The organism is Paenibacillus sp. PAMC 26794 (genome assembly GCF_000316035.1).
GTDB lineage: Bacteria > Bacillota > Bacilli > Paenibacillales > Paenibacillaceae > Paenibacillus.
Genome location: NZ_ANHX01000012.1, coordinates 1 through 13,622, shown reverse-complemented (window position 1 = coordinate 13,622; position 13,622 = coordinate 1). Strand labels below are relative to the sequence as shown.

The following is a 13,622-nucleotide window of genomic DNA, read 5'->3' as shown; positions in this document are numbered from 1 at the left end:
ATGGAGATCGTGATGTTCAATGGAATCAACCTTCAACAACATGATACAGATATATATGGGGGATTAGCAATGGAGAGAAAGATTAGAAATTCTGCAAAAGCATTGATCATTAAAGACGGGAGAATGCTTGCAATGAAGCAGGATGATAATGATGAAGTCATCTACATCCTGCCTGGTGGGAGCCAGAATGCAGGTGAAACCCTGACGGATGCTGTGAAGCGTGAAGTTGCGGAAGAAATCGGAATAGATGTAGAACCGTTATCACTGGAATTTGTCATTGAAGGGGTATACGGTGAAGCTCTTCATCGTGTAGATTTTGTTTTTTTATGCGAGTACATAGGTTTGATGGACCAAGATAGTTCTATTCTGTCAAGTGACGAAAACCAAGTGGAATATGAGTGGCTCGAAATTAAAAATATAAACGAACTACCTTTATTTCCTTCAAAATTACGAAAGCAGATCATTAGATTGGTTGAGGGAGAAAAGACGGTTATGTATTTAGGAAATGAGGAAGATGACGACCTGAATAGTTAGATGTGCACACGTCGTAAACAAGCGGCCGTCTTGTATTTATAAAGGAAAGGCTATTTCAAAGGACATGATGGTCCAGTGAAATAGCCTTTTTGCCGTTGAACAAAGTGTACAGAGCGATTAGAAAATGAACATCTAGACTAAGGGGTTACATAAGGCCTGGTGTTATATTTCTTGTTGCTTCACACCTGCTGTCATATTTTTCTGACCCCACATTACCATGGATTCAATTAAGGGAACCAATTCCTTGCCCGATTCTGTGAGCGAATACTCCACTCTCGGTGGCACTTCGTTATATTGCTCCCGATGCACGATGCCGGAATGAATCAAATCCTTCAAACAGTTCGTTAACATCGTTCCGGTAATGCCAGGCAGTCTTCTTTTTAATTCATTGTAACGTATACAGTCATTTTCACTGAGGATTGCCAGGATCGGAAGATTCCACTTGCCTCCAATGACCTGAAATGCATAAGTCGCTGGACATAACTGATCGAAATTAAACTCGTATTTCACTTGATACCCTCCAATAGTATACTTTTTGATACTAAGTCAGAAAAAGAATCGTACTTGTTCAGAAGATTGTAGACATTATAATCAAACTAACACAAGAAAATCAATTCATAAGACAATGTAAAGGCGGGATAAACGTGAGTAACGAATCTATGATGTGTGATCTGGAAACAGGCGTATGTGGTGTGAATGAGGAAGAGGCGATGCAAGAAATCAATCTGGATCACGTTGAGAAAAGGATAACTCTTTATTACGCAACAGATCCGATCTGCTCTCACTGCTGGGCGCTTGAGCCTGTGCTTCATCGGTTTATTGAGGAATACGGCCATTATTTTACGCTGCAAATCAAAATGGGTGGGCTACTGGCTAACTGGAATGGTTTCTCGGATGGCGCTAACGGGATTCAGAAACCTTCGGACGTTGCAGAGCATTGGAAGGAAGTGGGTGAGCATTCACGCATGCCCATCGACGGTTCCTTATGGCATGATAATCCAATACTTTCTTCTTATCCCCCATCTCGCGTATTTAAGGTCATTCAGAGTACACACCCTGGTAAAGAGCAGGACTTTTTAAGACGTGCGCGTGAAGCCGTGTTTGCATTTAATCGAAATATTGGAGAAGATGATGTGCTGACGGATATCGTCGATCAACTGGGCTTGAATGGAAAAGAAGTGGTTGAGGCGGCTGCACAGCAATCTGCACAAGAGTTATTAGAGGAAGACTTTGAGAATGTCGCTAGTTTGGGAGTTAGAGGTTTCCCGTCAATTATCATTGTGAATGAAGAGAACCAGGGTATAAAAATTGTCGGAGCCCGTTCTCTTGAAACATATGTGCAAGCACTTCAGCAGGTGCTCGGTGGTGATCTGAAACCCAAACAGATAACCTCGTTGGAACAGAAAATCAATGAGGGACACCTTCTTTTTTCTAAAGAAATGGAGGTCTTGTACAATATCGAAAAGAGTGATATTGAATCATATGTGGAATCTGAATTGGCAGAGCACACATATCGTATGGGTCATATTTTGAATGAGATGTATATTGAGCATATCTGAGGCAGGAGCCATGTCAGAATCTTCCTGCTTTCGGCACACGGATGTGTTATTCGCACAGGCAAGTCGTCCACCCATTGCGTAGACTGAAGTAGATCAAGTCAAGTGAGGTGAATTCCATGGCTAAGACCAATGAAATACACGTCAAGGCAAAACGGCTCAAGGATCGTCCAGTCTGTGTGACTCTTCATAATGGCGAAACGTACGTCGGGTACATCTCTGGTGTCAACCTCACAGGCGTAGTGATTACCGGGGGTGGAAAGCTTACTCAGGCCGCAATCACAGCACCCTCATCTGAAGGCAGTGCTCGCAAAACAAAACCTAAAGCAGGGGCTACGAGAAAAACAGCCTCCTCTCGAAACCGTAAACGGGTGAACAGTACACGTAAGTCGCAGGTGCGATCCCGGTCGATGTCTCGTTCAACGTCTCCGCAAGCTCAGGTATCATCTTTCATGCCTATGCTAGGCTCAATGTTAGGTGGCTTTGGCGGACTTGGCGGTGCAGGCTCGATTGGAGGTATGTTAGGCGGTGGTATGCGGTTGTTTGGCATGATCCAGCGGTTTACACCTGTGGTCAAAATGGGGTATGGCATGATTAAGCAGATTCAGCCATTTATGGGGGCAGTTCAAGGGCTGATGACTCCAGCAAGCCAAACAGCTCAGGCTGAAACCGATGGTGAAGAGGAAGCACAACAAGGATAATACTTGAAATGAAAATCGTGAAATAGAACACAACCTTCGTTGCATTTGGGAAGGAAGTATCGCTAGTATGTTGGGTGATCTGATCTCTTTCTGATCTGTTCCTTATCTTCTCCGCTAGATGCTTAACCGCAAGCTGCTCTCCGTATGCCAAACGGAGGGTGGCTTATTTGCTTATGCTGTATATGAGGTTCGAACCAGCTCGATTTCGCATGCTTGCTCAGTGCTAACGAACCTCAGAAACCTTATTCGGGTCAATATCAAGCCATCAAAATTCTAACGAACATGACAAACCCTATTCGCTGCAAAATGTAAGATATAGTGTGAAAAAGGGGCTGATTCGGCAGTATAACTTCTCCTGTGTTCGTTAGAATTAAAATCCGACCGAAACGGGTTAAATAAGACTCCCTGTGTTCGTTAAATTCATTCGTTTCGAGGAATAAAAACTGAGTTTTCCAATACGCGCTAAACGTCTAACATTGGAACCATGTAGTTCGGACGTTTGCCATCATACAGCAAAAAACACCGCGCGCAGGGAGCTGCACGCGGTGCGAAAAACAATGCTGATGTTACAGAGTAGGAGAAAATTCTATTCCTCTGTTATTAAGCCTTTATGCCTGTTTGGTTTTGAGGCGAATCACGTTCCATGATGCTTTGTTCAAGACTGCTTGCACTTTACCCTGGTCAACCGTTGTATATCCGCCGTTGTGAGGAACAACATTACGTGGGTTTTCTTTGGTATTGGTGGCTTTCAAGTCGTTGTTCTCCAATACGATATGCTCCACAAATGTGGTTTCTCCGAAGGAACGCAGATCCACATTCAGTTCCAACTTCTCATCCAGATGTCTGTTCACCGCAAAGATTGTGATCGTGCCGTTTTCTTCATCATGCACACTGATCGCTTCGAGATAAGGCACATCTGTAAAGTCTTTGGAATCATATTTAGGTGAAGAGGTGATGGATCGCAACACCGTACCACGACCGAAGTTGGATGCATGCATGAACGGGAAATAGGTCGTCTGGAACCAGATCGCTCCGTTATTCTCGGTCATGATTGGTGCAATGGTGTTAATCAACTGAGCAAGGCAAGCCATTTTTACACGGTCGGCATGCTTGAGTATGGTAATCAGATAACAGCCCACAGCCAGTGCATCTTCATGTGTGTACACATCTTCAAACTCTGGAGGCGCAATCTGCCACCGTTCTTCCATACGGCTTGTGCCGATGGATTTCCAGACATTCCATTCATCCAGAGACAGCATTAATTTCTTTTTGCTGCGTTTCTTGGCTTGTACAAAATCACAGATTGAAGCAACACTATCAATAAATTGATCCAGATCCAGCGATGTCGCCAGGAAGTCATACGTGTTGTCTTTGTTATTGTTGTAATACTGATGCAGGGACAAGTAGTCCACATTTTCATAGGTGAGATCAAGCACGGTTGCTTCCCAATCTGCAAATGTACTCATGTCACGGCTGGAACTACCGCAAGCCACAAGCTCAATTTCCGGGTCTACCCATTTCATCGCTTTAGCGGTCTCATTGGCAATACGTCCATATTCATATGCAGTCATTGCACCAATCTGCCAAGGGCCGTCCATTTCATTGCCTAGACACCAGGTTTTGAATTTATGCGGGTCTTTGTAACCGTGAGAGATACGCAGATCACTCCAGTATGTGCCAGATGGGTGGTTGCAGTATTCGACCAGGTTTCTGGCCGCATCAATGCCGCGAGTACCCAGATTTACAGCCATCATCACTTCGGTACCAACCAGTTTGGCCCAATCTGCAAATTCATTTGTTCCTACCGCATTCGTTTCAATCGTCCACCAAGCGAGTTCAAGTCTGCGTTTACGCTCCGCTACCGGACCAACGCCGTCCTCCCAATTGTAACCGGATACGAAATTGCCGCCCGGATAACGAACGATGGGCACATTCAAAGCTTTGATCGCTTCAATGGCGTCCTGACGGAAACCTTGAGCATCTGCCGTGGGATGACCTGGATCATAAATACCGCCGTATACGGCTCGTCCCAGATGTTCTATAAATGAACCATAGACACGCGGATCAACTTCAGCAATCTGAAAGTCTTTATCAATAAGCATTTTGGATGTAAGCAATGGGAAAACCTCCATAGAATTAATTTTAGGTGTGTAAGAAACTTCATTTTGCGATGAGTTCGCATAAAAGCAAAATCAACTCATTGATTTGTTATCTAATATGTATCATAATGCTTATATATTGAGCAAGTTCATTTTGATGAGTTCGTAAAATAACGAATCCTGAAATGGGAATAGATCGATTTTACTCAAAAAGGAAGTGGACATCATGATGCTTGGGACAGATGCAGCTTCATTGCTAATTTACGAGGCACTGGCAAGTGAAGCCCGTTTAAACATTGTGCGCCTGCTGCTACAAAACAGGGAAATGCATATCAATGCGCTTGCCCAAGAGCTTTTTCTGAGCAAAGCTATTGTAAGTACACATGTAAGTAAGCTGCAAAAAGCCGGAATTGTCGGTAGCCGAATGAAACGGGAGAACGGTGGAACCTATAAATACTGTTTTATCGTACGAGAGTTCATGACTATTAACCTGTCACCAGAGCCTGTTGATGCTCCTTACCATGAAATATCCATACCGGTAGGTCAGTATACAGATTATGAAGCGTGGCCGACCTGCGGGATTGCGACAACTACGCAGATGATTGGACAGTACGACACACCGGCCTGCTTTATGGACCCGGATCGGGTGAACGCGGGAATCCTTTGGATGGCACGAGGTTTTCTTGAATATAAGATTCCCAATTATCTGTATAATGATCAGCATCTTCGAGAGATTGAAATTTCCCTTGAATTAAGCTCGGAAGCACCAAAGGTGAACGAAAACTGGCCGTCAGATATTCGCTTTACCCTTAACGGCAATGACCTCGGTACTTGGACAAGCCCTGGTGATTTCGGGGATCGGAAAGGTAAACATACGCCACTATGGTGGAAGCTGGATGTCAACCAGTATGGTGTATTGAAAATGCTGCGTATTAACGGGGAGGGCACGTTTATTGATGGTCAGCGCATCTCGGACGTGCGCGTTCAAGACCTGAATCTGGATGCATCCACCTATTGGACCTTTGGATTGAAGCCGGAAGAGGGCGTAGCTGGACGAGGCGGGCTTACCCTGTTTGGCAAAGGTTTTGGCAACTATGATCAGGATATTCTGATTCGATACTATTATGATGCTCAGGAAAATAAAACTCCAGACGAATAGGATTTTCGTTTTGATGTCAGTTTATAGAGGGAAAGTTCCACGATGAACCACATGCAGAACAATTCCAGAGTAATGGTATTGACAACGATTACATAGCTGATATAAGATACAGCTATATAAGGAGTGTCACTGATTCGATCAGGCACCACCAAAGTCTGGATTTCACAAGTTTGTTTATTACTTGTGTATTGGACATTGGTGGTGCTTTTTGCATACTGGGGGTGATTGCATCATGAGGTTTAAAAAATCGTTAAATAACAACATCGCACTGGCGGAAGACGCCGAAGGCTGCGAAGTCATTGTCATCGGAACGGGTGTTGGCTTCAAAAAAGTAAAAGGACAGCCGATTGAGCAGAGCCAGATCCAGAAAATGTTCCGAATTGGCTCGAATGATAAATATCAGCGAGTTGAGCAATTTCTCAGTGATATCCCTCTGCAAGTCATCGACATTACGGATCAGATTATTGAAGAAGGCAAGACGATGATCGGAAAAAAGCTGAATGACTCGATCCTGTTAACACTTGCGGACCATATTCATTTTGCGCTGGATCGTTTCAAAAAAGGCGTGGATGTGCAAAATCCGCTTCATTGGGACATTCGCCATCTATATCCTGCCGAATACCGTGCCGGAGAATGGGCAGTTCAAAAAATCAATGATGCTTTTCTAGTCGCATTGCCATCTGGTGAATCAAGCTCTATTGCCCTTCACTTCGTGAACTCACAATTCGACTCGGGCAGTATGAACCAAACAATTAAAATTACACAGATGATTAACGACATTTTAGGTATCATGACGGAACATTTTAGGATGACACTGAATCAGGAATCTGCTGATTTTTCCAGGTTCATCACCCATCTGAGATACTTCATTGTTCGTCAATTGAACCGGGAAGTGCTCTCGTTTAAAGATCAGCAATTTCTATATGATGTATTGTCGGAGCGATATCCTTTCAGTTTCCAATGCGCACTCAAAATAAAGGAGGCGATGGAGCAGCAACGCGGATTCGTGATTACTCCCGATGAGATGGTATATCTCATGATCCACATCGAGAGAGTGACATCCCGTACCGATACGGATTGATCTCCATACAACCTGTTTGAAGTTATACCATCATCAATATGAATTGAATATGGAGTGTTACTGATTCGATCAGGCACCACCAAATGTTTCCGACTCCGCATCTGTGGCGGGCCGGTATTACATTTGGTTTTTTTTTCGCCAAAAAAGGAGGAAGCAACATGAATCATCGGGAGTTGTCCAAAGAAATTATCCAGTTAACAGGAGGGCAAGAGAATATTACCCAAGCCTGGCATTGCATCACACGGCTTCGTTTCAACGTTCGAGAACAAAACAAAGTTCAATTGGCACAGATCAAAGCACTCGATGGCGTGCTTGGTGCACAGTTTCAGAACGATCAGTTTCAAGTGGTAATTGGCAACCAGGTTGCAGCCGTATATGAGCAGATCGAGGATCAGATGAAGCAGAATGGCATATCGAAGCCCGAAACAGACGCGCCACGCTCTAAAGGAATTAATGCTGTTTTGGATACGATCTCCGGCATTTTCACTCCGATTCTGCCTGCCATCGTAGGTACCGGGATGTTAAAGGGGATTCTGGCACTGCTCGTTACACTTGGAGTGATACAGGAGAACAGCGGTGAGTATCAAGTTCTGTCTTCCATCGCAAATGCGGCCTTTTATTTCTTGCCTTTTCTTCTGGCTCTATCATCAGCCCGAAAGTTCAAAGTGAATGAATATATCGCCCTGACGCTTGCAGGTACTTTATTGTATCCTACGATTCTGAACGCATATCTGGCAAACCAGCTTGAACCGATTCGTTTTCTCTCGCTGCCCGTGTCCATTGTGAATTACACCCAGTCCGTTATTCCCATTATCCTGGGTGTGTGGCTTCTGAGTTATGTACATCGCTGGGTGGATCGTTTTATTCCCGGTCCGGTCAAAGTCATCTTTACCTCGATGATTGTGCTAGTCATCACGGTGCCGATTCTATTAATTGCGATTGGCCCCCTAGGGAATTACATGGGCATCTATCTGGAAATGGGTACTTCCTGGCTCTTTGCCCATTCTGGTCCGTTAACCGGCATTATTCTTGGCGGCCTCATGCCTCTGATTGTTATGACGGGAATGCATTATGCGTTCTTCCCGGGCACATTGCAGAATCTGAGCAAACTCGGATATGACGTGCTTTTGCTGCCGATCAACCTGATAACTAATATGAGCCAGGCTGGTGCAGTCACGGCTGTTTTCCTCAAGACCAAAGATAAAAGAATGAGATCCATTGCTTTATCCAGTGGCATCTCCGCCTTGCTTGGTATTACTGAACCTGCACTGTACGGTGTCACCTTGAAGCTGAAAAAACCATTTTACGCTTCACTCATCGGTGGAGCAGCAGGGGGCGGCTTTATTACCGCAGTGGGTCTGAAATGCTTCGGTTTTGCTGTACCAGGATTGCTGTCACTTCCGTTATACATTGGCCCGAATGGTGGCATGTCTAATTTCTGGTATGCATTAATTGGAATTGGCATCAGCTTTAGCGTTTCCTTCGTGGTGACTTTGCTGCTCAAGTGGGATGAGCCAAATGCACACAATTCTGCAATGTCCGACTCAGCACAAACATTAACCGAACAGGAACAGGATACAACCACTGCCTTTTCTCAAGAAACGGTGACACCTGTCACAGTACATTCCATTGAGGATAAGAAAGGGGAGGTGTTCAGCCCGCTTACTGGTGAATTGGTGCCGCTCGCAGAGCTTCCAGATCAAACGTTTGCTGAGGAAATGACCGGGAAAGGTATTGCCATTCGTCCGCAGGATGGACGTGTTACAGCTCCTTTTGACGGAACAGTCACGTTAGTTGCCAAAAGTAAACATGCGATTATGCTGACCTCATCCAGTGGAATCGACATTCTCATTCATGTTGGACTAAACAGTGTGTCGCTCAAAGGGAAATATTTTGACGTGAAGGTTATTGCCGGACAAGAAGTGAAGAAGGGTGATCTGCTTTTGGAATTCGATATGGAAGGCATTCAGGGAGCGGGTATTGATCTTGTGACACCAGTCATTGTAACCAATACGCCGGATTACCTCGATGTAGTACCTGTTCAGGTGAAGGGGGTGATTCCAATGAATGAATTGCTTCTCCTCACCGTTCGTTGACTGCTTCATGAAATACCACATACAAAAAAAGGAGAGAAACAACATGACAAAAACAATTAAACACTCATTTCCTGAAGGATTTTTATGGGGCGGAGCTACCGCTGCCAATCAGCTCGAAGGTGCATATGACGCAGACGGCAAAGGACTCTCTACCTCAGACATGGCTCCATTCGTTCCTCATGAGGAGCGCAATGGCAAGGATTTCACCTTCGACGTGGATTCTGTTCAATTGGAAGAATATCTGAGCGGTAACACCAACGTATATTTCCCGAAACGCAACGGCGTGGATTTCTATCATCGCTACAAAGAAGACATTGCCTTGTTTGCAGAGATGGGTTTCAAAGTGTTTCGTCTTTCGATCGCGTGGACACGGATCTTCCCAACAGGAGAAGAAGCAGTTCCCAATGAAGCTGGTCTTGCCTTCTATGATAACGTGCTCGACGAGCTCTTGAAATATGGCATTGAGCCGCTCGTAACGATCTCTCACTACGAGATGCCCGTAGAGTTAACCCGAAAATACAACGGTTGGGAAAGCCGCGAGATGATCGATCTGTATCTGAAATTTGCCAATACGCTGTTTGACCGTTACAAAGACAAAGTGAAATACTGGATCACCTTCAATGAAATGAACATGATGCTGACAAGTCTGTATACTGGCGGCGGCATTCTGGAAGATAAAATCAAGGGAAACCCGGAGCAAGTGGCTTATCAGGCAACGCATCATCAGTTTGTAGCTAGTGCGCTGGCTGTCAAAAGCGGAAAAGAGAAAATGCCGAATGCACAAATCGGCTGTATGATCTGCCGTCTGGAAACGTATGCTGCTTCTAGTAAACCAGAAGATGTGTTGCAGACGCTGAAGGAAGATCAGATGAACCTGTTCTACCCAGAGGTGCAGGCACGAGGCGAATACCCATCCTATATGCAAAGATATTTTGAGGAAAACGGCATTGAACTGGTTAAAGCTCCTGAGGACGATGCCATTATCCGGGACAATACCGTGGACTTTATTGCTTTCAGTTATTACATGACGTATATCGGAAAATATGACCCGAATGACAACAGCAACTCCGGCATGCTGGTAAGTCAGATCAAAAACCCGCATCTGAAAGCTACTGAATGGGGATGGCCTATCGATCCAATTGGTCTTCGCGTCGCGCTGAACCGATTGTATGATCGTTACCGGATGCCGCTTTTCATCGTTGAGAACGGGCTGGGTGCTATCGACACACCGGAAGAGGACGGGGCAGTGCATGACCCTTATCGCATCAATTACTTGCGCAGCCACATTGAACAGATGAAAGAAGCTGTCGCTGACGGCGTTGAATTGATGGGCTTTACTAGCTGGGGACCGATCGATATCATTAGCTGCTCGACTTCTGAAATGGGAAAACGTTATGGATTTATTTACGTGGATCAGGACAATGCAGGACACGGTTCACTAGAAAGAACCCGCAAGGATTCTTTCTACTGGTACAAACAAGTTATTGAAACGAACGGAGAAACCCTGTAATTATAAAAAAATTCTTACACGCCGCCCGTATGGGCGGTTCTTTATTTTACACTAGTAAAATCAGGAATAATTATGTGAAATTGTGACATCCAAACAAAAGGAGTGAATTCAATGTCTAACAAGATGATTGTGCTTTAGGTCCACAGAAGGATATTTGCGTTACAGGGATTCCTTTTGTGGACATTGCAATGCGGGAAATGTCCCGACAATGTTTACTGGAGGAGATCATGATTAACTTTAACGAGGCTGTTAACATTAGCAATACACATGTACTGTCGCAGGTATCCGAGTTGTTTCATCTGGAGGGTTACAATATTCATCTTATCCCGCCTCATGAGGGTGGGCGTAATGTCGTTTACACTTGTGAGCAAAAGGGACATGAATCGCTAATTCTCCGAGTATCTTTATTGCCTGACAGAAAGCGTGAAGATTACATGGCGGAACTGGAGTATGTCCGGTATCTGTTTGAACATGGTGCAAATGTCTCCAATGTAGTCAACTCGAAAAAGGGTCATCTGTTGGAAGAGGATATACCATACAAGGGATTTTTCCATGAGATGTATTCCACTGAAGCTCCTTTTGAAGATCAGGAACCCTGAAGGGCCGCTTATCCCAACCATGAATAATTATTGAACAACCAAAACAAAGAGGTAGTCGGATCAACCGGTTGCCTCTTTGTTTGTCTAAAGGACTCTATTCAAATTTGGAAGGAGGCACGTTGTAAAATTTTTTGAATGCTTTGGAAAACGTAAAGGGATCGGGATAGCCCAAAAATCCGGCAATTTGTTGAATCGTATATTTTTTCTCATACAGATAGTCTCTGGCCCGATTCATTTTGATTTGATTGATGTACTGCCCTGGTGTAATACCCAGAATTTTTTTGAACAAAGAAATAAAATATTTCTCAGAGACGCCAGCAATAGCCGCAAGTTCGTTAACTCGGATGGTACGATGCAGATTCGCGTCCACGTATGGGAACACGTTCTGCAGAACCTCCAGACTTCCTTCGATTTTCCTCGGTTTTCGGTCTTTCAGAAACTCACCGTGATACAGCCCTTGCCTATGTAATTCCAAAATTTTGGCGATGACAAGAAGCAGAGAGGCTTTCAAGTAAAGTGGACTGGCGGAAGCACCGCTACTCTGCTTGAATCTTTGATAAGACGAGGTGAACAGTGTTGATTCATCCTGGATCAAGTTTCCAGGTACAATGCCCGGGAGTTGAAACTCGCCGAGAATTCGCTTTTGCTCAGCGATGCTGAAATCAAAGTGCATGTATACGAATCGGCACAACTCTCCGGTCGTGGAAGCAATATAGGGCATATCCGGATAAAAAAACACCACGTCACCCGCTTCTGCCATATGCTCGATTCCATCGATGGTAATCTGCACGGAGCCTGCTGTAATGAACCACAGATCATAATCGGAATGAGACTTGTGCTCCGTCCAATTACTGTCGTGCGTTTGTTCCAAATAAGAACTCATGCGAAGTGTGATATACTCCGAAAGTTCGTCGATTATACTCATATTTACAGTTCCTGTATGCATCTAATCCAACCTAATCCTCTCCACTTTATGACATCCCTGATTTTTCACTATCATATCAAAGGAATTATCTATTGTTAACTACCGTACGATATGACATGTATTGAAAACTATCACACATTCCGATTTCAGCCCACTCACCTATAATGAACTTATATCGTTACGAGGAGCTATTCCTGTAATGAAGTAATTTGAACTTTGAATAAAAAATGCGCCTTTAGTATACTGGGAATCGTCGTTCCGACAAGAACAATACCCACATACGAAAAGAGGCGCACATCATGAAGTATAAGATGAAACAGAAACAGAATCAACGGATTACGCGAATTACAGAAGATACGTTAGTCATTGGAGCAGACATTGCCAAAAAGATTCACGTAGCTAGAGCGGTAGATTTCCGTGGCATTGAATTAGGAAAAGACTGCGTGTTCCACAACGATCAGGAAGGGTTAACGAAGCTAGTAACATGGATGAAAGAACTTCAGGAGGTTCATCTGAAAACGGACATTGTTTTCGGAATTGAGCCTACCGGGCACTACTGGTTTCCGCTAGCTGCTTTTCTGGAAGCTCGAGATATCGAGATCGTCATTGTGAACCCGCATCATGTAAACAAGAGCAAGGAAATTGAGGATAACTCGCCGACGAAGAGTGACTATAAGGATGCCAAAGTCATTGCAGATCTCATTCGAAACGGGAAGTATTCGGAGCCCAAATTGCCGGCGATGGAATATGCCGAATTACGCATCCTCATGAATTTCCGTGAGAAGGTTATGGTGAGTTTAAACCAAGTCAAGGCCCGTGTGCATAACTGGTTCGACCGCTATTTTCCAGAGTATTTGAGCGTGTTTAAAGATTGGGAAGGCAAAACTTCCTTGATGACAATGCGCCAGTTTCCGACACCGGAAGAGATCGTCTCTACAGGCGCCAGAGGCGTTCTCGCACACTGGAGAACGGAAGTGAAGCGTGGAGTCGGTATCAAGAGAGCGGAAAAGCTCTTTGCGACAGCCGGGATATCCATCGGGCTTACCCAAGGGTTACGAGCTGCGAGACTGGAGCTTCTGAGCTTGCTCGACCAGGTTGAGCTTTTCTCTAAACAGGTGGAAACGACCATGAATCAGGTCATGGACATTTTGAGTGAGATCCCGGGAACAACGCAGATGTTGAATATACCAGGCGTTGGCGCGGTTACCGTTGCAGGATTTCTGGCTGAGGTTGGCGATCTGAGTCATTACGACCACGGACAACAAATCATCCGGTTGGCGGGCTTGAATTTAAAAGAAAATAGTTCTGGTAAGCGTAAGGGTAAAACTGGCATTACCAAGCGTGGACGATCTCGACTAAGAG

The 13,622-nt window shown here is 44.6% G+C and carries 12 protein-coding genes; 9 read left to right on the top strand and 3 right to left on the bottom strand.

The features are described 5' to 3' along the window. Positions 1-69: 69 nt before the first annotated feature. Positions 70-534, top strand: a complete 465-nt coding sequence (locus D829_RS0108310; RefSeq protein WP_026081075.1) for an NUDIX domain-containing protein — start codon at positions 70-72, stop codon at positions 532-534. Between the two features lie 162 nt (positions 535-696). Here D829_RS0108310 and D829_RS0108305 read toward each other — a convergent pair whose 3' ends face one another. Beyond that, positions 697-1,044, bottom strand: a complete 348-nt coding sequence (locus tag D829_RS0108305) for a helix-turn-helix domain-containing protein (protein ID WP_017688409.1) — start codon at positions 1,042-1,044, stop codon at positions 697-699. Between the two features lie 134 nt (positions 1,045-1,178). Between D829_RS0108305 and D829_RS0108300 the strand changes: the two genes are divergently transcribed. Continuing rightward, positions 1,179-2,093 carry a DsbA family protein gene (locus tag D829_RS0108300; RefSeq protein ID WP_017688408.1) on the top strand — a complete coding sequence of 305 codons (915 nt, stop codon included), beginning with the start codon at positions 1,179-1,181 and terminating at the stop codon, positions 2,091-2,093. Between the two features lie 116 nt (positions 2,094-2,209). Continuing rightward, positions 2,210-2,791: a hypothetical protein gene (locus D829_RS0108295; protein ID WP_017688407.1), complete on the top strand. Its 582-nt coding sequence runs from the start codon at positions 2,210-2,212 to the stop codon at positions 2,789-2,791. A gap of 608 nt (positions 2,792-3,399) precedes the next feature. Here D829_RS0108295 and D829_RS0108290 read toward each other — a convergent pair. Next, the gene (locus D829_RS0108290) at positions 3,400-4,893 is read right to left on the bottom strand and encodes an alpha-N-arabinofuranosidase (RefSeq protein ID WP_051153900.1); all 1,494 of its coding nucleotides are present in this window, start codon (positions 4,891-4,893) and stop codon (positions 3,400-3,402) included. A gap of 223 nt (positions 4,894-5,116) precedes the next feature. Here D829_RS0108290 and D829_RS0108285 point away from each other — a divergent pair, with 223 nt between their 5' ends. The 5 genes from D829_RS0108285 to D829_RS0108265 all read left to right on the top strand — a co-directional run bounded on the left by D829_RS0108285 (position 5,117) and on the right by D829_RS0108265 (position 11,335). Beyond that, positions 5,117-6,049 carry an ArsR family transcriptional regulator gene (locus D829_RS0108285; RefSeq protein WP_017688405.1) on the top strand — a complete coding sequence of 311 codons (933 nt, stop codon included), beginning with the start codon at positions 5,117-5,119 and terminating at the stop codon, positions 6,047-6,049. A 232-nt stretch (positions 6,050-6,281) separates the two neighbouring features. Beyond that, complete coding sequence (locus tag D829_RS0108280; RefSeq protein ID WP_017688404.1) at positions 6,282-7,130, top strand: PRD domain-containing protein; 849 nt, start codon at positions 6,282-6,284, stop codon at positions 7,128-7,130. Positions 7,131-7,288: 158 nt separating this feature from the next. After that, positions 7,289-9,226 carry a beta-glucoside-specific PTS transporter subunit IIABC gene (locus tag D829_RS0108275; RefSeq protein ID WP_017688403.1) on the top strand — a complete coding sequence of 646 codons (1,938 nt, stop codon included), beginning with the start codon at positions 7,289-7,291 and terminating at the stop codon, positions 9,224-9,226. Positions 9,227-9,269: 43 nt separating this feature from the next. Then, complete coding sequence (locus tag D829_RS0108270) at positions 9,270-10,736, top strand: family 1 glycosylhydrolase (protein ID WP_017688402.1); 1,467 nt, start codon at positions 9,270-9,272, stop codon at positions 10,734-10,736. Between the two features lie 227 nt (positions 10,737-10,963). Continuing rightward, the gene (locus tag D829_RS0108265) at positions 10,964-11,335 is read left to right on the top strand and encodes a hypothetical protein (protein ID WP_017688401.1); all 372 of its coding nucleotides are present in this window, start codon (positions 10,964-10,966) and stop codon (positions 11,333-11,335) included. 94 nt (positions 11,336-11,429) lie between these two features. Here D829_RS0108265 and D829_RS0108260 read toward each other — a convergent pair whose 3' ends face one another. Then, entirely contained in the window at positions 11,430-12,260 is an 831-nt protein-coding gene (locus D829_RS0108260; protein WP_241230749.1) for an AraC family transcriptional regulator, read from the bottom strand. Positions 12,261-12,559: 299 nt separating this feature from the next. Between D829_RS0108260 and D829_RS0108255 the strand changes: the two genes are divergently transcribed. Further along, the coding region (locus D829_RS0108255; RefSeq protein ID WP_017688399.1) for an IS110 family transposase at positions 12,560-13,622 on the top strand (1,063 nt) is incomplete at its 3' end.